Below are 18,133 nucleotides of genomic sequence, written 5' to 3' on the forward strand. Positions count from 1 at the left end.
AAGCGACCGTCGATGCGGCGGCGCAATCGCAGGACTGGGACGCGTGGGTCCAGCACTACACACCCGACGTCTTGTACATCGAACACGCGGCGGGCACCATGCACGGCCGCGATGAGGTCCGCGAGTGGATCAGCCGGACGATGGGTAGCTTTCCCGGCAGCCACATGGTCGCGTTCCCGTCGCTGTGGTCGGTGATCGACGAGCCCACGGGGCGCATCATCATGGAACTCGACAACCCGATGCGCGATCCCGGCGACGGCACTGTCATCGGCGCGACGAACATTTCGATCATCACCTACGCCGGCGATGGCCTGTGGCGTCAGCAGGAAGACATCTACAACCCGCTGCGCTTCGTGCAGGCCACGTTGAGGTGGTGCCGCAAGGCGCAGGAGCTCGGCACCCTCGACGAGGACGCCGCGCGTTTCATGGACCAGTACGGAGGGGCTCAGTGACCGCCAGACCCAAACTTGTGATCGGCGCCAACGGCTTTCTGGGTTCGCATGTGACCCGGCAACTCGTCACCGACGGTGCGGAAGTTCGGGCGATGGTGCGGCCGAACGCCAATACCCGCGCCATCGATGACCTTGTGCTGACCCGCTTTCACGGCGACGTGTTCGATACCGCCGTGCTGCAGGAGGCGATGGACGGTGTCGACGACGTCTACTACTGCGTCGTCGATACCCGCGCCTGGCTGCGCGATACCTCGCCGCTGTTTCGCACCAACGTCGAAGGGCTGCGCAACGTTCTCGATGTGGCCGTCACGCAACCCGCCCTGCGCCGGTTCGTCTTCACCAGCACCTACGCGACCGTCGGGCGGCGCCACGGACACGTCGCGACGGAAGAGGACATCATCGGCGCCCGCGGGGTATCGGACTACGTCCAGTCCCGGGTCCAGGCCGAGAACCTGGTGATGCGCTACGTGGCCGAGGCGGGGCTGCCCGCGGTGGCGATGTGCGTGTCGACGACATACGGCAGCGGCGACTGGGGCGGCACCCCGCACGGTGCGTTCATCGCCGGCGCGGTCTTCGGCAAGCTGCCCTTCACGATGGAGGGCATCGCGCTGGAAGTCGTCGGCGTCACCGACGCCGCCCGGGCCATGCTCCTGGCCGCCGAACACGGGCGCATCGGCGAGCGGTACCTGATCTCGGAGCGGATGATCGCGTTGAAGGACGTGGTCCGGATCGCGGCCGACGAGGCCGGCGTCCCCGCGCCGCGGCGCTCCATCTCCGTCCCGATGCTCTATGCGCTCGGCGCGCTGGGCGACCTGCGGGCCCGCCTCACCGGCAAGGACGCCGAACTCAGCCTCGCGTCGGTGCGCATGATGCGTGCCGAAGCGCCCGTCGACCACAGCAAGGCCGTTCGCGAATTGGGCTGGCAGCCGCGCCCGGTCGAGGAATCCATCCGCGAGGCGGCCCGATTCTGGGCGGCGATGCGAAATGCCAAGAGCAGGAGCACGACTCCCGGCTGAACGCCACGCCGACCGCTGTTCAGGACGCGGCGCGGCGCTGGACGTCGGTCTAGCCTCGGGCGGTGTGACTACCGCGCGAGTGCCTGTCGATCTCACCGGGGCACCCCAGACCATGTTGGCGACGTTCTACGCGAAGGCGCTGGACGCCGACTTCCCGAAGCCGATTCTGGGCGATCGGTACGCGAAGGAGATCGTCGAGCGCATCGACTACGACTGGAAGAAAACCACCATCACGCCGCGGCGGGCACCGTCGGTGACCACCCGGTCGGCGCACTTCGACCAGTGGACGCGCAAATTCCTTGCCGCGCATCCCCGTTCGGTCGTGTTGCACCTGGGCTGCGGGCTCGACAGCCGGTTTTTCCGCCTGCAGCCGGGCCCGGACGTCGACTGGTACGACGTCGACTACCCCGAGGTCGCAGCGCTGCGCACCCAGCTCTATCCCAGCCGCGACCACTATCGCGTCATTGCCGCCTCGGTCACCGACCCGGCATGGCTGGCGGAAATTCCCGCCGACCGTCCCACACTGGTGATCGGGGAGGGGCTGACCATGTACCTCACCGAGGAGGACGGCATCGCGCTGCTGCGCCGGGTAGTCGGCCGGTTCGGTTCGGGTGAGCTGCAGTTCGACGCGTTCAATTGGCTCGGGGTCAAGTCGCAGTGGCTCAACACCGTGGTGCGACGGTCGGGGTCCACGCTGCGCTGGGCGATCAACGGGCCCGACGACATCGTCGAAGCCGTGCCAGGGGTGCGGCTGCTGGCCTGGGAACGATGGTTCGAGTCGTACACCTTCGCGCAGTTGCCCCGCTCATCCCGAGCCTTGGGCAAGATCATGTCGGTGTTTCCCGCGGTGGCGAACATGGCGCAATACCACCGCTACGCATTCGGTCCGCCCGGACGGGAAGCCCTGACCACCGACGCGCGTTGAAAGACGGATAGACGTCTAAGGAGGAACCACCATGGCCCACCCGGAAATCAAAGAACCCAGCGCGGGGCACCCCATCACCATCGAGCCGACGAAGGGGCGGGTGCAGGTCCGCGTCAACGGCGAGCTCGTCGCCGACACCACCGCAGCACTGGAATTACGCGAAGCCACTTTGCCCGCGGTGCAATACATTCCGATGGCCGACGTGGTGCAGGATCGGCTCACCCCGACGGAGACCAGCACGTACTGTCCCTTCAAGGGCGACGCGAGCTACTACAGCGTGACCACCTCGGCCGGCGACACCGTCGACGATGTGATCTGGACATATGAGCAGCCGTATCCGGCCGTCGCGGCGATTGCCGGGCATGTGGCGTTCTACCCCAATAAGGCCGACATCAGCGTCTCGGCTCAGTAGGGAATCCACCCGGGAAGTGCGGTCGCGGCCGCACTGGTGTCGCTGTACAGCCGCATGGAGACGATCAACCCGTCGCGGGTGTCGAAGATGCACACGAACGGGCTGTCGTACTCCACGCCGTCGGACGTGGTGCCGGTGGCCTGCGCCTCCACCACCACGGTCTCTCCCTCGTTGACGCAGCGCACCAGGTCGATGGTCAGTTCGAGGTCTTGTTTGCGTCGCTCGATGCCACGCCGAAATGCGTCCTTGTCGCAGGGAGTGCGCGTGTAGAGGGTCCAGTAGGTGAAGTCATCACTGAGCAGGGTGAAGCCCTCGTCCAGATCGCCGCCGTCGCTGGTGCTCTGCAGAAACATCCAGGCCAGTTCGCCCTGCGGGTCGTCGAACGGCGTCATCACAACGCAATATTGACTTGGGACGCAGTTCACGGTCAATCACAGCAGTCGGAGTCATCAGGTGAAGAGCACGCGCACCGTCGTGTTTCCAGGAGCCGTCAGCTTCGGGCACACGTTGGCGCCGCTTCGCCGCGGCCTCGGTGATCCGTGCTTCCGGGCGCCCGGCGACGGCTCGATCTGGCGCACCAGTCTGCTGCCCAGCGGATCCGTCACGGCACGGATCAGCCGCATCGCCCCCAATGCCGCGCTCGGTGTGGCGTGGGGCACCGGCGCGCAGGAGTTCATCGAAACGCTGCCCGCCATGCTGGGTCTCGAGGACGACGCCTCGGACTTCGTGCCGCGGCATCCGACGGTTGCGGCCGCCTACCAACGGGTTCCGCACTTGCGCCTGGGCCGCACCGGGCTGGTGCTGGAGGCCCTGATCCCGGCGATCATCGAGCAGCGGGTGCCCGGCGCCGATGCGTTTCGCTCCTGGCGGGTGCTGGTGTCGAAGTATGGGACGCCCGCGCCGGGACCGGCGCCGGAGGGGATGCGAGTCATGCCGCCGGCGCAGGTATGGCGACATATCCCGTCGTGGGAGTTTCATCGTGCCAACGTCGACCCGCGGCGGGCGCAGACCGTGGTGACCTGTGCGCGGCGGGCTTCCTCGCTGGAAAGGTTGGTGTCGCGGCCGCCGGTGCAGGCACGTGAGGCCCTGATGTCGCTGCCGGGGGTGGGGGAGTGGACCGCCGCCGAGACCGCACAACGCGCCTTCGGCGACGCCGACGCTGTGTCGGTGGGCGACTATCACATTCCCAAAATGATCGGCTGGACATTGCTGGGCCGGCCCGTCGACGACGCGGGCATGCTCGAACTGCTCGCGCCGATGCGACCCCACCGCCAGCGCGTGGTCCGGTTGCTCGAAGCCAGCGGACTGGCGTACGAACCCCGCCGCGGCTCGCGGCTGCCGGTGCAGCAAATCCACTCGCTTTGATCCGTCGCGTTTTTCGGTGTGGCCATCGGGTACCCACCACCGCAAGGAGCAGTGTGCGAACCCATGGAAGGAAGCTGGAAATAAGCAATGACTCAGTTCACAATCCCGGGATTGACCGATAAGCAGGCGGCGCGGCTCACCGAACTGCTGCAAAAGCAGCTGAGCACCTACAACGATCTTCATCTGACGCTGAAGCACATTCACTGGAACGTGGTTGGCCCGAACTTCATCGGCGTGCACGAGATGATCGATCCGCAAGTGGACGCGGTGCGCGGGTTTGCCGACGATGTTGCCGAACGCATTGCGGCCCTTGGTGCTTCGCCGCAGGGCACCCCCGGCGCCATCATCAAGGACCGGTCGTGGGACGACTACTCGGTCGGCCGAGACACGGTACAGGCGCACTTGGCCGCGCTGGACCTCGTCTACACCGGTGTCATCGAGGACATCCGCCAATACATCGAGGAGACAGACGAGCTCGACCAGGTGACCCAGGACCTGCTGATCGGCCAGGCAGGCCCGCTGGAGAAGTTCCAATGGTTCGTCCGCGCGCACCTGGAAAGCGCCGGCGGGGAGCTGGCGCACAAGGGCAAGAGCACTGAGAAGGACGCCGCAAGCAGCGCCCGTGGCAAATCCTGAGAACCTTCGTACTGCGTAAACTCCGCGCATTCGCCCCGGCACCTTTGTGCCGGGGCGAATGTTCCACTCTCGCGAGCGTCTCCTCCTCGGAATAAGTGGACCATAGTCCGGTTATATAGGGCATCCACTAATGAGGAGGCCAGATGCCTGCAGTCACGGCTAACACGCTGACGTTGCCACGAGTCAGCGGTCCCGGCCCCGCCGACACCGAGCGGCCGGTCCGATCGATCACCACCGGCCCTCGCGGCTACGAGGGTGAGGGTTTCCCGGTTGTGCGCGCTTTTGCGGGAGTCGGCACGGCCGCGCTCGACCCCTTCGTGCACATGGACCAGATGGGCGAGGTCGAATACCAGCCGGGGGAGCCCCGGGGCACCGACTGGCATCCGCACCGCGGCTTCGAAACCGTGACCTACATGCTCGACGGGAAGTTTGCGCACCAGGACTCCCACGGCGGTGGCGGCCTGATCGCTGACGGTGCGACGCAGTGGATGACAGCCGGCTCGGGCATCCTGCACATCGAGACGCCGCCGGCCGAGCTGGTCGACAGTGGCGGGCTCTTCCACGGCGTCCAACTCTGGGTGAACCTGCCGAAGAAAGACAAGTTCGCACCCCCGCGGTATCAGTCGATCGAAGGCGGCGACGCCGCGTTGCTCGCATCCGACGACGGCGGAGCGCTGATCCGCATCATCGCCGGCGAGATCGACGGGCACCGGGGCCCCGGTGTCACCCACACGCCGATCACCCTCGCGCACGCGACGATCGAGAACGGGGCGCGGCTCAACATTCCGTGGCGGCGCGACTTCAATGCCCTGGTCTATGTGTTGTCCGGCAGCGGGTACGTCGGCCCAGTCGCCCATCCGATCCACCAGGGGCAATTAGCGGTCCTGGGGCCCGGCGATCGGATCACTGTGGGAACCCAGCAGGTCCCGGATTCCGGCCGGACACCAGGAACCATTGATTTGCTGCTTCTGGGTGGGCGGCCGATTCGCGAGCCGGTATTCCACTACGGGCCTTTCGTAATGAACAGTCGCGCGGAATTGATCGAGGCGCTCGAGGACTACCAGGCGGGAAAGTTTGGCAGCATTCCGCCAAATGCGCTAATGCCGCACCACGGCGGTGGCACACTTTAGCAATGCTTCCACGGGGGACCCGCAGGCCGGGGCGACCTCCTGCCGCGAAGGCCGACGAGACGCGGCAACGAATAATTCAAGCTGCTCGTTTGGTGTTCAGCGAACGTGGCTACGACGGCGCGACGTTCCAGGCCATCGCTGCGCGCGCCGACCTCACCCGGCCTGCCATCAACCATTACTTCTCAAGCAAACGGGCGCTTTATCGCGAAGTTCTGCAAGACACCAACGAATCCGTCATCGGGGCCGGCATCAAACAGGCACAACGCGAACCCACCCTGGCGGCGCAGTTGACGGCATTCATCTCCGAAGCGACGAGAGCCAATTCTAAGAACCCTGCCGGATCCGCTTTTTTAGTCACGGGCGTACTGGAATCGCAGCGCCATCCGGATTTGATCGGAAGTGACGACGATTCCGTTCGGCTTGCCCGAGATTTTCTTCTGGGTGTCATCAACGACGCGATCGAGCGCGGCGAAATCATCGCCGGCGTCGAGGCGTCGGCATTGACCGAGGCACTGCTGGTGCTGGTCTGCGGGGTCGGTCTCTATGCGGGCTATATCGAGAGCCCCGAGAACCTGCTGGCGCTCGTCGGTGTAATGCGCCAGCTCCTGGAAGGCGCGCTCCGGCAGCCAGAGGCTTAGCGCTCGTCGGCGCGCAGTGAAGTTGCGCACAAAGCGTATAGGCTAACTAACTTATCCCGGTACCATGGTCCGGATATGACTGATCTGGATGCCTCGTTGCCGCCTTCCGTACGGTCTGCCGGCGACAGCTGGGCCATCACTGAACTCGTCGGCGCCACCGCGCTGGGCGTCGCCGCGTCGCGTGCGGCGGAAACCGCCGGACCCGATCCGCTGATCCGGGACGACTTCGCGCGACTGCTGGTGTCGGCCGCCGGCCCGGCGTGGGCGCGGCTGGCCGACCCGGAGCTCGCCTGGCTCGACGGTGATGAGCACGGACAGCGCTCGCATCGATGCGGTATCGACTACCAGGCCGTGCGCACCCACTTCTTCGACGAGTACTTCGGGAACGCCGCCGGCGCCGGGATCCGGCAGGTGGTGATTCTGGCCGCCGGGCTGGACTCGAGGGCTTACCGGTTGGACTGGTCGGCCGGCACCACGGTCTACGAGATCGACCAGCCCCAGGTGCTGGAATACAAGACCGACATCCTGCAGCAGCACGGCGCCGTGCCGTCCGCTATCCGGCATCCCGTCCCGGTGGACCTGCGTGACGATTGGCCCGCGGCCCTGACCGCCTCAGGATTCGACCGCACCCAACCCACCGCGTGGCTGGCCGAAGGGCTGCTCCCGTACCTGCCCAGCGACGCTCAGGACCGGCTGTTCGAGATGGTCACCGCGCTCAGCGCGCCGGACAGTCAGATCGCGATCGAGATGTTCGGCTTGAACTCCCGGAGCAACTCGCAGCGCTGGCTGCGGATGCGGGACCGGCTCGGTTTGGATGTCAATGTCCAGGCGCTGACCTACCACGAGCCGGACCGTTCCGACGCGGCCGCGTGGCTGGCCGACCACGGCTGGCGCGTGCACAGCGTGAGCAACCGCGACGAGATGGCCCGGCTGGGCCGTCCGGTACCCGAAGACCTGACCGACGAAGCGGTCCGCAGCACGCTGCTGCGGGCGCGTCTCGGCAAGCCCACCACCTGACCAGGGATCGATCCAAGGAGCACCGCCATGAGTTCACTGCGCACCCACGATGACACCTGGGACATCAAGAGCAGCGTCGGCACCACCGCGGTGATGGTGGCCGCGGCGCGCGCCGTCGAGACCGAACGTCCCGACGCGCTCATCCGCGACCCCTACGCCAAGCTCCTGGTCACCAATTCCGGTGCCGGCGTCCTGTGGGAGGCCATGCTGGACCCGGAGATCGCGGCCAAGGTCGAAGCCCTGGACGAAGAGTCCGCGGCGCACCTGCACCACATGCGCGGCTACCAAGCGGTGCGGACGCATTTCTTCGACACCTTCTTCACCGATGCCGTAGCCGCCGGTATCCGCCAGATCGTGATCCTGGCGTCGGGGCTGGACTCCCGCGCGTACCGGCTGGACTGGCCGGCCGGCACCACGGTCTACGAGCTCGACCAGCCCGAGGTGCTGGCCTACAAGTCGACCACGCTGGCCCAGAACGGGGCCACGCCCTCGGCCGATCGCCGCGAAGTCGCCATCGACCTGCGCCAGGACTGGCCCGCCGCGCTGCGTGCTGCGGGCTTCGACCCCACCCAGCGCACCGCCTGGCTGGCCGAGGGCCTGCTGATGTACCTGCCGGCCGAGGCCCAGGACCGGTTGTTCACCCTGATCGGCGAGCTGAGTCCGGCCGGAAGCCGCGTCTCGGCGGAAACCGCACCCAATCACGCCGACGAGCGGCGCCAGCAGATGCGGGAACGGTTCAAGAAGGTCGCCGACGAGATCGGCATGGAGCAGACCCTCGACGTCGGCGAGCTGATGTATCGCGACGACCACCGCGCCGACGTCACCGACTGGCTCAACGAACACGGTTGGCGTGCGACGGCCGAGCACTCGACCGCCGCGATGCGCCGGCTGGGCCGCTGGATCGAGAACGTCGCGCTGGCCGACGACAAGGACGCTTTCTCCGATTTCGTGGTCGCCGAGCGGCTGTAAGGGCGCGCAACGCTTCGTGACTGCAACACCCGTCCTAGGTACGTCGTAACGCGCCCGACTTCGTCGACCCGTCGCACGTTCACTGTTGGCTCGCGGCTGCGGTTACCGGGAATTCGCCTGGTCATCGGGAACAATGGTCACTCATTATGGGCGGCGGATCCGATCAAACACACCGCTGGGTGCTGAGAAAAGGCCGGTCGGTCGCCGCCACCGCTTCGGCGTTCGTCATGGCGATCACCGGTATGGGGTGGACGGGTTATCACACGGCCCTGGGCAAGATCATCATTTCGCACGCGCTACCGAATGCGGCGACGACGCTGGACGGCAACCAGAACATCCTGCTGATGGGTCTGGACAGCCGGCTGGACCAGAACGGCAAGCCCCTGCCTCAAGAGATCTATGACGCGCTGCATGCCGGCGACGAGAGCTCGGGCGGCTACAACGCCAATGTCCTTATCGTCGTGCATATTTCGGACGGCGACGGGCCGGTCACCGCGATATCGATTCCGCGCGACGACTACGCGGAGTTACCGGGATGCCCGGGGTCGGTCTGCGCCGGCAAGATCAAGCAGGCATACGGGCTTGCCTATCAACAGTCGCTGAATTCGCAGGCGGCCGGGAATTCGGGTGGGCCGGGTGCCAACAATTTGACGGCTCGCGAGCAGACCGCCCGCGAGGCCGGCCGCAAGGCCGAGATCAACGCGGTCAAAGACTTTCTGGGCATCTCGGTCGACCACTTCGTCGAGGTCACATTGGGCGCGTTCTTTCAAATCGCCAAGGCCGTCGAGCCGGTCACCGTGTGCCTCAACGCCGATACACGGGACAGCTATTCGGGTGCCGACTTCCACCAAGGGGTTCAGCACATCGATGCCGCGGACGCGATGGCCTTCGTGCGGCAGCGACGCGACGAAACCGACGGCTCCTTCACCGATTTCGACCGCACGCGGCGACAGCAGGCGTTCCTGGTGTCGTTGGTCGACGCGGCTCGCAGCGGCGGTGCGCTTTCCACCGTGAGCGGGCTGCGCAAACTGCTGCAGGTCGCCCGCGACAATGTCGCCGTCGACGACGGGCTGGACGTCATGGAATTCGCCTCCCGGGCCTCGCAATTGAGCGAGCGCCCGCTGTCGCTCTACACCCTGCCGATCGCCGGCTTCGGTAAAGACGCCAACGGGTCCGACATCAACCAGGTCGACCTTCCGACCATCCGGCGCATCGTCAACGAGCGCTTCATGTCGGACACACCGGTCGCGCTCGAAGCCGCCTCACCGAACACCCAGCCGCCGTTGGCCGAACCCGCGATTCTCGACGTCGTCAATGCCACCTCACGTGACGGGCTTGCGGGCGCCATCGAGGAGGCCTTCGCCGGCCGCGGCTTCACCCGTGGCAGCGCCACGACCGCGGCGGTCCCGGCCGACGACAGCATCATCGAATTCGGCCCCGGGGCCGACCGGGCCGCCCAGGTCCTCGCCGATCAACTGCACGTGCCGGCGACCACGAACAACACCGTGGCGGCCGGGACGGTCCGGCTGACCGTGGGAACGCAATTTCCCGCCGCCGACTACCTCGCCCACCCCGGTGCAACGACCGACCCGTCCGGGTCCGGGCAGGTGAGTGCGGTGGCCGCCACCGGCGCCGGCGACCGCGCCCCGGCGCCGACCGACCTCAGCCAGATGAGCGCGGCGAACGTCCCCTGTGTGAAGTAACCGCACCGGTCATCGCGCCTGCGCGCCGGGCTCGCAACGATCTGACCCGGCGAGAACGGGGTTGGCCGGATCCTTCCTACTGCTCTCCCAACCGGATGGTTAGTATCGCGGTTATCACCGATGAGCGGCCGCCGCGCAGCGGGACTCTGCTCGGGAAGGACAATGATGACCACCGAATCGGTTGCATCGAACACATCGGACTCCACCAACGGGACCGCACCGGCCGATATCCCCGCCACGGTCGCCCGGCTTCGTCAGACCTTCGCCACCGGACGCACCCGCGACATCGAATGGCGGAAACGCCAGCTGCTGCAGCTGGCCAAGCTGATGGACGAGAACGAGGGCGCGATCGCGGCAGCGCTGGCCGAAGACCTGGACCGCAGTCCATTCGAGGCCTTCATCGCCGACATCGCCACCACCGCCGGTGAGGCGAAGTACGCCGCCAAGAAGGTGCGCCGGTGGACGAAGCGCAGATACCAGTTGCTCGAGATGCCGCAGCTGCCGGGCCGCGGCTGGATCGAGTACGAGCCCTACGGCACCGTGCTGATCATCGGCGCGTGGAACTACCCGTTCTACCTGACCCTGGGTCCGGCCGTCGGCGCGATCGCCGCGGGCAATGCCGTCATCCTCAAGCCATCGGAAATCGCCGCGGCGTCCGCGCATTTGATGGCGGAGCTGGTGCCGAAATACCTGGATAACGACGCGATCGCGGTGGTCGAGGGCGACGGCGCGACCAGCCAGGAGCTGATCGGGCAGGGCCTGGACCGCCTGCTGTTCACCGGCGGCACCGAGATCGGCCGCAAGGTGTACGAGGGCGCGGCGCCACACCTGACCCCGTGCACGCTGGAGCTCGGCGGCAAGAGCCCGGTGATCGTGGCGGCCGACGCCGACATCGATGTGGCGGCCAAGCGCATCGCCTGGATGAAACTGCTGAACGCCGGCCAGACGTGCGTCGCGCCCGATTATGTGTTGGCGGACATCAAGATTCGTGACGAGCTGGTGAGCAAGATCGGCGCCGCCGTCACGAAGTTCACGGCGGACAAGCCCGACGGCATGCGGATCGTCAATCAGCGGCAGTTCGACCGGATCACCAGCTACCTGGCCGGCGGGGACGGCAACGTCGTCGTCGGTGGCAAGAGCGACGCGTCGAGCCTGCGCATCCAGCCCGCCGTCGTGGTGGACCCCGACCCGGACGGCCCGCTGATGCAGAACGAGATCTTCGGGCCGGTGCTGCCGATCATCACGGTCCAATCACTGGATGACGCAATACGTTTCGTCAACTCGCGGGCCAAGCCGCTGTCGGCGTACCTGTTCACCAAGACGCGCGAGACGCGCGAACGGGTGATCAAGGAGGTGCCCGCCGGCGGCATGCTGGTCAACCACCTCGCCTTCCAGGTGTCGACGGCCAAGCTGCCCTTTGGTGGCGTCGGCGCGTCGGGCATGGGTGCTTACCACGGCAAGTTCGGCTTCGAGGAGTTCAGCCACCGCAAGTCGGTGCTGACCAAGCCGACCCGCCCCGACCTGTCCAGCTTCATCTACCCGCCCTATACCGACCGCGCCATGAAGATGGCCCGCCGGATGTTCTAGGGATCGTTGTCCCGCACCAAATCGCTTGCTAGACGGAATTTTTCACATCAGAGAGGAACCTTATGCCCGGAGTGCAGGATCGCGTCATCATCGTCACCGGAGCCGGTGGAGGACTGGGCCGTGACTACGCCCTGACCCTCGCCAAGGAGGGCGCCAGCGTCGTCGTCAACGACCTCGGCGGTTCGCGCGACGGCACCGGCGCCGGCCACAATATGGCCGACGATGTGGTGAAGGAGATCAAGGACGCCGGCGGGCGGGCGGTCGCCAACTACGACAGCGTTTCCGAGTCCGAGGGCGCCGAGAACATCATCAAAACCGCGCTCGACGAATTCGGCGCCGTGCACGGCGTGGTCAGCAACGCCGGCATCCTGCGCGACGGCACCTTCCACAAGATGTCCTACGAGAACTGGGACGCCGTGCTCAAGGTGCACCTCTACGGTGGCTACAACGTCATCCGCGCCGCGTGGCCGCACTTCCGTGAGCAGAGTTATGGCCGCGTGGTCGTCGCCACCTCTACCAGCGGGCTGTTCGGCAACTTCGGCCAAACCAACTACGGTGCGGCCAAACTCGGCCTGGTCGGCTTGATCAACAGCCTGGCGCTGGAGGGTGCGAAGTACAACATCCACGCCAACGCGGTCGCCCCAATCGCGGCGACCCGGATGACCGAAGACATCCTTCCCAAGGAAGTTCTCGAGAAGCTGACGCCCGAGTACGTCGCTCCGGTGGTGGCCTACCTCTGCACCGAGGAAAACCCGAACAGCGCTTCGGTTTTCGTGGTCGGTGGCGGCAAGGTGCAGCGCGTCGCGCTGTTCCAGAACAAGGGCGTCAACTACGAAAAGCCGCCGACGGTGGAGGACATCGCCTCCCAGTGGGGTGAGATCACCGATCTGTCCACGGCAAAGCAGGCCGACTTCAAGCTGGGGTAAGCCAGTTGCGATCGGGTGGTCAGCGAGTCACGCGAGCAACTCGCCGCGCAGGCGTTCGACGTCCGCCTCGCTGACACCCGCGTCGCGCAGGTAGTCATCCAGCGACCCGAACTCCTCGTCGATGGTGTGGCGTGCGGCGTCCAGGTACTCCGGCCGTACGCCGAGCACTCCGTCGGACAGGCGGGCCTCGGTGAACGTGACGACCTCCGGCGTGAGCTCGACATCGGAGCGCTGCTGGATCATCTCGGAGATATGGTCTCGGAGCTGGGGAACCGCGGCGTTGCTGCGCAGGTAGTCGGCGACGATGGTGTCGCGGTCGACGCCGAGCACTTCCAGCACCGTGGCGATAACGAAACCGGTGCGGTCTTTGCCCGCGAAGCAGTGCGTGAGCACCGGACGCCCGGCACCAAGCAACGAGAAGACTTGCCGCACAGCGCGTTGCGCCCCGTTGCGCGTCGGAAACTGCCGGTACTCCTCGATCATGTGGCGGACGGCGGCCTCGTTGACGGACTCGTCGGACTGGCTGGCGTCGCCTTCGAATAGGCGTCGGAATGCGTGTTCGTGCGGGGCTTCGTCGTCGCTTGGTTCATCGTCGCCGAGGTCGGGGAGGGGGAGCCGGTGAATCTCGATGCCGTCGGGAACCAACCCCGGACCGCGCCGGGCGACTTCCTGGTTCGCCCGCAGGTCGGCGACGTCGGTGATACCCAACTCGCGCAGCGTTGCGCGTCCGGCGTCGTCGAGCCGGCTCAGCTCACCGGACCGGAACAGCCGTCCGGGCCGCAGCGCGGGCGTGCCGTCGGCGACATCGCGAAAGTTCCACGCGCCGGACAGTTCTCGCACGGCCTCAGTCATGCGTGGTGACCGCCGCGGCGAGCGCAGATTTTTCCCTGCCGAGCTCGGCGCGCGCGATGGTCCGCATGTGCACCTCGTCGGGGCCGTCGAAGAGCCGCATGGCTCGGTGCCAGGCGTACAGGCGGGCCAGCGCAGTGTCCTCGCTGACGCCCGCGGCCCCGTGCACCTGGATGGCGCGGTCGATCACGTTGCACGCCACCTGCGGCGCGACCGCCTTGATCTGCGAGACCAACGTGTGGGCGGCCTTGTTGCCATGCTGATCGATGGTCCATGCGGCCTTCTCGCAGAGCAGCCTGGCCTGGTCGATCTCGTTGCGGGACTTGGCAATCGACTCCCGCACCACGCCCTGGTCGGCCAGCGGACGGCCGAACGCCACCCGCTTGGAGGCCCGGTCCACCATGAGCGCCAGCGCCCGCTCGGATCCGCCCAGCGCGCGCATGCAGTGGTGGATGCGGCCCGGCCCCAGCCGTGCCTGCGCGATGGCGAAGCCGCCACCCTCCTCGCCCAGCAGGTTGGTGACCGGCACCCGGACGTCGTCGTAGATGATCTCGCAGTGTCCGGGCTGGTCCTGAAAGCCGAAGACAGTGGTCGAGCGGACCACCGTGACGCCCGGCGTATCGATGGGCACCAGCACCATCGACTGCTGCTGATGGCTGGCCGCATCGGGGTTGGTGCGCCCCATCACGATCAGGATCCTGCAGCGGGGATCCGCCGCGCCTGAGGTCCACCACTTGTGGCCGTTGATCACGTAATCGCCGCCGTCGCGGACGATGGAGGTCTCGATATTGCGGGCGTCGCTGCTGGCGACCGCGGGCTCGGTCATCGAGAAGCCGCTGCGGATCTCGCCGTTCAGCAATGGCTCCAGCCATTGCTTGCGTTGCTGCTCGGTGGCGAACAGGTGCAGGGTCTCCATGTTGCCGGTGTCGGGTGCCGCGCAGTTTAGCGCCTCGGGGGCGATTTCCAGGCTCCAGCCGGTGATCTCGGCCAGCGGCGCGTACTCCAAGTTGCTCAGGCCCGACTCCGCCGGCAGGAAGAGATTCCACAGCCCGTGCGCCCGGGCTTTGACTTTGAGTTCTTCGATGACGGGCGGGACCGTGTGGTCGTGCGGGCCGGCTTCGTCGCGGTATTTGTCGTATTCGGCCTCGGCCGGGAAGACGTACTCCGTCATGAAGTCGGACAGTCGCTTGTGGTAGTCGCTGGCTTTGGCCGACATCGCGAAGTCCATGCCCGTCACGATAGGACACGTGTCGAGTCGCTGCGTTTCCGGTCGTCAGCGCAATGCTTACGCTGCGGTGAAAACGTGCCGGCGGGGGCGCACGATAGGCGGTATGAGTGAAGCGCGCCCCCCGTTCCCGCCGTTCACCCGGGAAACGGCGATCCGAAAGGTGCAAGCGGCCGAGGACGCGTGGAATACCTGCGATCCTCGACGCGTCAGCCTGGCCTACACGGTCGATTCGCAATGGCGCAATCGCGGCGAACACGTCGTGGGCCGCGACGAGATCGTCGCGTTTCTAACCCGCAAGTGGCAGCGCGAGCTCGATTACTCGCTTCGCAAGAGCCTCTGGGGCTTTCACGACAACCGCATCGCGGTGCGGTTCCAATACGAGTGCCACGACCAGTCCGGCCGGTGGTATCGCAGCTATGGCAACGAGCTGTGGGAGTTCACCGAGTCGGGATTGATGGCGCGCCGCGAAGCGAGCATCAACGACGTGCCGATCGACGAATCGCAGCGCCGCCACTTCGGGCCCCGGCCGGAATCCGAACACGGGCACGACATCCCGCTTTGGTAGCCGCGGCGGCGACGATGCGCCGGGCGTACCCGGTGTGGAGGAGTCGTGCAAGCGAATCTGGCGCAACAACGCCGTCTTGTGACCTCACAACGGCGCGGGCGCTACTGCATCGCCTCGCGGCGGCGAACCATCGACCGGAGGGTCGATCGCCGGCGGCCAGGGTATGCGGCCTCGGGTGGCCCGGAGCCGATCACACGTCCAGGGTGAAACCTGGTTAAGGTAGCGAAGCGCGCGGCCGAGCCAGCGCCACGCCCATCGGCAGGGACAGTACGGGAAAGTACGGAAAGTAGATGTACGCGCCATGACAAATGCGCAGACGACGGTAGGAGTGGTCGCCGAATCCGGTGCCGACGAGCGGCGGGTCGCGCTGGTGCCGAAGGCGGTCGCGTCGCTGGTGAGCAGCGGCGTGGCGGTGGTGGTCGAGTCCGGTGCGGGCGAACGGGCCCTGCTGCCCGACGCGTTGTACACCGAGGCCGGGGCCAGCATCGGGGACGCCTGGGCCGCCGAGGTGGTGGTCAAGGTCGCGCCGCCCACCCAGGCCGAGGTCGCCAAGCTGCGCAGCGGCCAGACGCTGATCGGTTTCCTCGCCCCCCGCAACGCGGACAATTCGATCGGCGCCCTGAAGCAGGCCGGCGTGCAGGCGTTCGCACTCGAGGCCATTCCCCGGATCTCCCGGGCTCAAGCGATGGACGCGCTGTCGTCGCAGGGCAACGTGTCCGGCTACAAAGCCGTGCTGCTGGCGGCGTCGGAGTCGACCCGGTTCTTCCCGATGCTGACGACGGCGGCCGGCACCGTGAAGCCCGCCACCGTGCTGGTGCTCGGCGTGGGCGTGGCCGGGCTGCAGGCGCTGGCGACGGCCAAGCGGCTGGGCGCGCGCACCACCGGTTACGACGTGCGCCCCGAGGTGGCCGACCAGGTGCGCTCGGTGGGCGCGCAGTGGCTCGACATCGGCATCGACGCCTCCGGTGAGGGCGGCTACGCCCGTGAGCTCACCGACGAGGAGCGCGCCCAGCAGCAGAAGGCCCTGGAAAAGGCGATCAGCGGATTCGACGTCGTGATCACCACGGCGCTGGTCCCGGGACGCCCGGCGCCGCGTCTGGTCACCGGGGCCGCGGTGGAGGCGATGAAGCCCGGCAGCGTGGTGGTGGACCTGGCCGGCGAGACCGGGGGTAATTGCGAGCTCACCGAGCCCGGACAGACGGTCGTCCGCCACGACGTCACCATCGCGTCGCCCTTGAACCTGCCGGCGACCATGCCCGAACATGCCAGCGAGCTCTACAGCAAGAACATCACCGCATTGCTGGAACTGCTGCTCACCGACGGCAAGCTGGCCCCCGACTTCGACGACGAGGTCGTCGCGGACTCCTGCGTGACGCGCGCCGGCGCCGGCGACGATGCAGAGCGTAGCGATGCTGACAAGCGGCGCACGACGGGCTGAGAGGACTACATGTACGACGAGCTATTGGCCAACCTGGCGATCCTGGTGCTCTCCGGATTCGTCGGGTTCGCGGTCATCTCCAAGGTGCCCAACACACTGCACACCCCGCTGATGTCGGGCACCAACGCCATCCACGGCATCGTGGTGCTGGGCGCCCTGGTGGTGTTCGGCTCGGTTGAGCATCCCTCGCTGGCGGTGCAGATCATCCTGTTCGTCGCGGTGGTGTTCGGCACGCTGAACGTCATCGGCGGGTTCATCGTCACCGACCGGATGCTGGGCATGTTCAAGGGCAAAAAGAAGCCAGTGCCCGCCAAAAGTGAGGAGCCGGCGGCCAAATGAACTACCTGGTAATCGGCCTCTACATCATTTCGTTCGCCCTCTTCATCTATGGCTTGATGGGTCTGACCGGACCCAAGACGGCGGTGCGGGGCAACCTGATCGCCGCGGTGGGTATGGCATTGGCGGTGGCGGCGACCCTGATCAAGATCCGCCACACCGACCAGTGGGTGCTGATCATCGCCGGGCTGGTGGTGGGTGTCGTGCTCGGCGTCCCGCCGGCCCGCTACACCAAGATGACGGCCATGCCGCAGCTGGTGGCGTTCTTCAACGGCGTCGGCGGTGGCACGGTCGCGTTGATCGCGCTTTCGGAATTCATTGATACCAGCGGCTTTTCGGCCTTCCAGCACGGCGAGTCGCCGACCGTGCACATCGTGGTGGCCTCGTTGTTCGCCGCGATCATCGGCTCGATCTCGTTCTGGGGATCGATCATCGCGTTCGGCAAGCTGCAGGAGATCATCTCCGGATCGCCGATCGGCTTCGGCAGGGGGCAGCAGCCGATCAATCTGCTGCTGCTGGCCGGCGCGGTGGCGGCCGCGGTGGTGATCGGACTGCACGCACATCCCGGCAGTGGCGGGGCACCGCTGTGGTGGATGATCGGGTTGCTCGCCGCAGCGGGCGTGCTGGGCTTGATGGTGGTGCTGCCCATCGGCGGCGCCGACATGCCCGTGGTCATCTCGCTGCTGAACGCGATGACCGGGTTGTCGGCCGCGGCTGCGGGGTTGGCGTTGAACAACACCGCGATGATCGTCGCGGGCATGATCGTCGGCGCGTCGGGTTCGATCCTGACCAACCTGATGGCCAAGGCGATGAACAGATCCATCCCCGCGATCGTGGCGGGTGGATTCGGTGGCGGGGGCGTCGCGGTCGGCGGTGGCGATGACGGCGACAAGCACGTGAAGTCGACGTCTGCGGCCGACGCCGCCATTCAAATGGCGTAC

General features: G+C 66.7%; 20 protein-coding genes. 17 read left to right on the forward strand and 3 right to left on the reverse strand.

Annotated elements, in window-relative coordinates; all coding sequences use genetic code 11:
- The 4 genes from VFW69_RS10480 to VFW69_RS10495 all read left to right on the forward strand — a co-directional run.
- The coding region (locus tag VFW69_RS10480; RefSeq protein WP_526500875.1) for a nuclear transport factor 2 family protein at positions 1-452 on the forward strand (452 nt) is incomplete at its 5' end.
- Complete coding sequence (locus tag VFW69_RS10485; protein ID WP_526500877.1) at positions 449-1,468, forward strand: NAD-dependent epimerase/dehydratase family protein; 1,020 nt, start codon at positions 449-451, stop codon at positions 1,466-1,468. The genes VFW69_RS10480 and VFW69_RS10485, both read left to right, overlap by 4 nt.
- Before the next feature lie 79 nt (positions 1,469-1,547).
- Positions 1,548-2,393, forward strand: a complete 846-nt coding sequence (locus VFW69_RS10490) for a class I SAM-dependent methyltransferase (protein ID WP_526500910.1) — start codon at positions 1,548-1,550, stop codon at positions 2,391-2,393.
- A gap of 31 nt (positions 2,394-2,424) precedes the next feature.
- Positions 2,425-2,805, forward strand: coding sequence for a DUF427 domain-containing protein (locus VFW69_RS10495; protein WP_526500879.1), 381 nt, complete (start codon positions 2,425-2,427; stop codon positions 2,803-2,805).
- Here the strand turns inward: VFW69_RS10495 and VFW69_RS10500 are convergent.
- Entirely contained in the window at positions 2,799-3,200 is a 402-nt protein-coding gene (locus VFW69_RS10500) for a nuclear transport factor 2 family protein (RefSeq protein ID WP_526500881.1), read from the reverse strand. The two genes, VFW69_RS10495 and VFW69_RS10500, sit on opposite strands and share 7 nt — an antisense overlap.
- Positions 3,201-3,258: 58 nt before the next feature.
- Here VFW69_RS10500 and VFW69_RS10505 point away from each other — a divergent pair, with 58 nt between their 5' ends.
- The 9 genes from VFW69_RS10505 (at position 3,259) to VFW69_RS10545 (ending at position 12,776) form a co-directional block, all read left to right on the forward strand.
- Positions 3,259-4,170 (forward strand): DNA-3-methyladenine glycosylase family protein, encoded by a 912-nt coding sequence (locus VFW69_RS10505; protein WP_526500883.1) that lies wholly within the window; start codon positions 3,259-3,261, stop codon positions 4,168-4,170.
- Between the two features lie 87 nt (positions 4,171-4,257).
- Positions 4,258-4,806 (forward strand): Dps family protein, encoded by a 549-nt coding sequence (locus tag VFW69_RS10510; RefSeq protein WP_526500885.1) that lies wholly within the window; start codon positions 4,258-4,260, stop codon positions 4,804-4,806.
- A 143-nt stretch (positions 4,807-4,949) separates the two neighbouring features.
- Positions 4,950-5,936 carry a pirin family protein gene (locus tag VFW69_RS10515; RefSeq protein ID WP_526500887.1) on the forward strand — a complete coding sequence of 329 codons (987 nt, stop codon included), beginning with the start codon at positions 4,950-4,952 and terminating at the stop codon, positions 5,934-5,936.
- A gap of 2 nt (positions 5,937-5,938) precedes the next feature.
- Positions 5,939-6,574, forward strand: a complete 636-nt coding sequence (locus VFW69_RS10520; protein WP_526500889.1) for a TetR/AcrR family transcriptional regulator — start codon at positions 5,939-5,941, stop codon at positions 6,572-6,574.
- A 75-nt stretch (positions 6,575-6,649) separates the two neighbouring features.
- Positions 6,650-7,591 carry a class I SAM-dependent methyltransferase gene (locus tag VFW69_RS10525; RefSeq protein ID WP_526500891.1) on the forward strand — a complete coding sequence of 314 codons (942 nt, stop codon included), beginning with the start codon at positions 6,650-6,652 and terminating at the stop codon, positions 7,589-7,591.
- A 27-nt stretch (positions 7,592-7,618) separates the two neighbouring features.
- Positions 7,619-8,560, forward strand: a complete 942-nt coding sequence (locus VFW69_RS10530; RefSeq protein WP_526500893.1) for a class I SAM-dependent methyltransferase — start codon at positions 7,619-7,621, stop codon at positions 8,558-8,560.
- A gap of 146 nt (positions 8,561-8,706) precedes the next feature.
- Positions 8,707-10,263 (forward strand): LCP family protein, encoded by a 1,557-nt coding sequence (locus tag VFW69_RS10535; RefSeq protein ID WP_526500895.1) that lies wholly within the window; start codon positions 8,707-8,709, stop codon positions 10,261-10,263.
- A 162-nt stretch (positions 10,264-10,425) separates the two neighbouring features.
- Positions 10,426-11,850, forward strand: coding sequence for an aldehyde dehydrogenase family protein (locus VFW69_RS10540; RefSeq protein ID WP_526500897.1), 1,425 nt, complete (start codon positions 10,426-10,428; stop codon positions 11,848-11,850).
- A gap of 62 nt (positions 11,851-11,912) precedes the next feature.
- Positions 11,913-12,776, forward strand: a complete 864-nt coding sequence (locus VFW69_RS10545; protein WP_526500899.1) for an SDR family oxidoreductase — start codon at positions 11,913-11,915, stop codon at positions 12,774-12,776.
- Positions 12,777-12,803: 27 nt separating this feature from the next.
- On the opposite strand, the gene VFW69_RS10550 is transcribed toward VFW69_RS10545, so the two are convergent.
- Both VFW69_RS10550 and VFW69_RS10555 read right to left on the reverse strand, forming a co-directional pair.
- Positions 12,804-13,628, reverse strand: coding sequence for a tyrosine-protein phosphatase (locus VFW69_RS10550; protein WP_526500901.1), 825 nt, complete (start codon positions 13,626-13,628; stop codon positions 12,804-12,806).
- The gene (locus VFW69_RS10555; RefSeq protein ID WP_526500912.1) at positions 13,621-14,841 is read right to left on the reverse strand and encodes an acyl-CoA dehydrogenase family protein; all 1,221 of its coding nucleotides are present in this window, start codon (positions 14,839-14,841) and stop codon (positions 13,621-13,623) included. Before VFW69_RS10555 ends, VFW69_RS10550 begins: the two co-directional genes overlap by 8 nt.
- 115 nt (positions 14,842-14,956) lie before the next feature.
- On the opposite strand from VFW69_RS10555, the gene VFW69_RS10560 reads away from it, so the two are divergent.
- The 4 genes from VFW69_RS10560 to VFW69_RS10575 form a co-directional block, all read left to right on the forward strand.
- On the forward strand, positions 14,957-15,418 hold the full coding sequence (locus VFW69_RS10560; protein WP_526500903.1) for a nuclear transport factor 2 family protein: 462 nt from the start codon (positions 14,957-14,959) through the stop codon (positions 15,416-15,418).
- Between the two features lie 301 nt (positions 15,419-15,719).
- Entirely contained in the window at positions 15,720-16,856 is a 1,137-nt protein-coding gene (locus VFW69_RS10565; RefSeq protein WP_526500906.1) for a Re/Si-specific NAD(P)(+) transhydrogenase subunit alpha, read from the forward strand.
- 9 nt (positions 16,857-16,865) lie between these two features.
- On the forward strand, positions 16,866-17,195 hold the full coding sequence (locus tag VFW69_RS10570) for an NAD(P) transhydrogenase subunit alpha part 2 (RefSeq protein WP_064950966.1): 330 nt from the start codon (positions 16,866-16,868) through the stop codon (positions 17,193-17,195).
- Positions 17,192-18,133: NAD(P)(+) transhydrogenase (Re/Si-specific) subunit beta (locus tag VFW69_RS10575; RefSeq protein ID WP_526500908.1), on the forward strand; the 942-nt coding region annotated here is incomplete at its 3' end. The genes VFW69_RS10570 and VFW69_RS10575, both read left to right, overlap by 4 nt.

Origin of the sequence: Mycobacterium sp., from assembly GCF_036273375.1 — a bacterium.
Classification (GTDB): Bacteria; Actinomycetota; Actinomycetes; order Mycobacteriales; family Mycobacteriaceae; genus Mycobacterium.

Bases quoted from the DNA above. Each gene is read 5' to 3' on its own strand.
- VFW69_RS10510 (WP_526500885.1), top strand. From the start codon at position 4,258: ATGACTCAGTTCACAATCCCGGGATTGACCGATAAGCAGGCGGCGCGG.
- VFW69_RS10560 (WP_526500903.1), top strand. From the start codon at position 14,957: ATGAGTGAAGCGCGCCCCCCGTTCCCGCCGTTCACCCGGGAAACGGCG.
- VFW69_RS10540 (WP_526500897.1), top strand. From the start codon at position 10,426: ATGATGACCACCGAATCGGTTGCATCGAACACATCGGACTCCACCAAC.
- VFW69_RS10550 (WP_526500901.1), bottom strand. From the start codon at position 13,628: ATGACTGAGGCCGTGCGAGAACTGTCCGGCGCGTGGAACTTTCGCGAT.
- VFW69_RS10495 (WP_526500879.1), top strand. From the start codon at position 2,425: ATGGCCCACCCGGAAATCAAAGAACCCAGCGCGGGGCACCCCATCACC.
- VFW69_RS10525 (WP_526500891.1), top strand. From the start codon at position 6,650: ATGACTGATCTGGATGCCTCGTTGCCGCCTTCCGTACGGTCTGCCGGC.
- VFW69_RS10570 (WP_064950966.1), top strand. From the start codon at position 16,866: ATGTACGACGAGCTATTGGCCAACCTGGCGATCCTGGTGCTCTCCGGA.
- VFW69_RS10555 (WP_526500912.1), bottom strand. From the start codon at position 14,841: ATGTCGGCCAAAGCCAGCGACTACCACAAGCGACTGTCCGACTTCATG.
- VFW69_RS10515 (WP_526500887.1), top strand. From the start codon at position 4,950: ATGCCTGCAGTCACGGCTAACACGCTGACGTTGCCACGAGTCAGCGGT.
- VFW69_RS10535 (WP_526500895.1), top strand. From the start codon at position 8,707: ATGGGCGGCGGATCCGATCAAACACACCGCTGGGTGCTGAGAAAAGGC.
- VFW69_RS10545 (WP_526500899.1), top strand. From the start codon at position 11,913: ATGCCCGGAGTGCAGGATCGCGTCATCATCGTCACCGGAGCCGGTGGA.
- VFW69_RS10530 (WP_526500893.1), top strand. From the start codon at position 7,619: ATGAGTTCACTGCGCACCCACGATGACACCTGGGACATCAAGAGCAGC.
- VFW69_RS10520 (WP_526500889.1), top strand. From the start codon at position 5,939: ATGCTTCCACGGGGGACCCGCAGGCCGGGGCGACCTCCTGCCGCGAAG.
- VFW69_RS10565 (WP_526500906.1), top strand. From the start codon at position 15,720: ATGACAAATGCGCAGACGACGGTAGGAGTGGTCGCCGAATCCGGTGCC.